1 protein-coding gene is annotated in these 990 nt (G+C 64.5%); it reads right to left on the bottom strand.

Translation table 11 applies throughout. From position 1 onward, the window contains the following. On the bottom strand, positions 1–990 hold a 990-nt coding region (locus AC628_RS44630), incomplete at both ends, for a host specificity factor TipJ family phage tail protein (protein WP_245321610.1).

Raw genomic sequence — 990 nt, 5'->3', positions numbered from 1 at the left:
TCGTGAAACTGACCTGCATCGAATCCCGCACGATCTCGCGATCGGTCAGGAGCATGGTCGGCACGTCGCGCCACTCGTCGCGGACGATCGACACGGTATCGCCGAGCCAGAAATGCTGCGCCCGCGACGGCGCCAGGATCTTGTTTAGCGCATCAGGCACGGCGACGGCCGTCGTAAAGCGATAATCGAACGTGTCGCCGCGCGCATCGCAGCCGGCCGCATGATTTACAACGGCGTTGAAATCGACCTTGGCGATCGAGAGGCCCGAGCCATACTGCCCGCTGGTGACGGCGTCGAGAAACGCCCAAGCCGGGTTACGGGTCGCCTGCGTCACGAAGGCGGCGCCGTTCCAAACCGGCACCTTGCGCGTGCCGAGGACGCCGAACTTATAGGAGCCCTGCGTCGACTGCGACGCCTTCAACCGGATCGCGATCGTCGAGACGTCGGGAAACGAATTGTTGCCCTTTAGGAACGACCGCAGGCCCGCCCAGAGCACGGCGTTACTGCCGGCGGTCCCGGCGAGCTCGGCGTCCTCGCGGCGAAAGCGGACCAGGTAGCGGCCAGCCGCAACGTCGACCTTGACGCTGTCACGGACCGGCGCCTGCGAGGCGTACTGCCGCACGATCGAAAACAGCGGATTAAACGGCCCGGTCTGCGCGCCGGCGTTGTCGCAGGTCGCGTATTCAGCGGTCAGTCCGACGTTAGAATAACCGATAGAGCCATTCTTGCCGTTTACCGTGTAGCAGCCGGCCGCAAAGACAAAATCGACGGCGAGCGACTGCGCCAGCGTTCCGGCCGGGTTGGCCGCGAACGGTCCAATCCACGCACCAGGCGCGCGCGCCGAGGCACCAAACGGCAGGCCGTTTGAATCGTATTGGCCGCCTGACGTTCCAGATCCAGAGGGCAGCTGCTGGCCGCTGACCTCGGCCGACTGGTCGACGTTGGTCGGAAACAACGTGACAGGGCTGCCAGGCTCATAGAACGCGATCT

Source organism: Bradyrhizobium sp. NAS96.2 (assembly GCF_001908235.1).
Lineage (GTDB): Bacteria > Pseudomonadota > Alphaproteobacteria > Rhizobiales > Xanthobacteraceae > Bradyrhizobium.
This window is presented reverse-complemented; position numbering and strand designations above follow the sequence as displayed.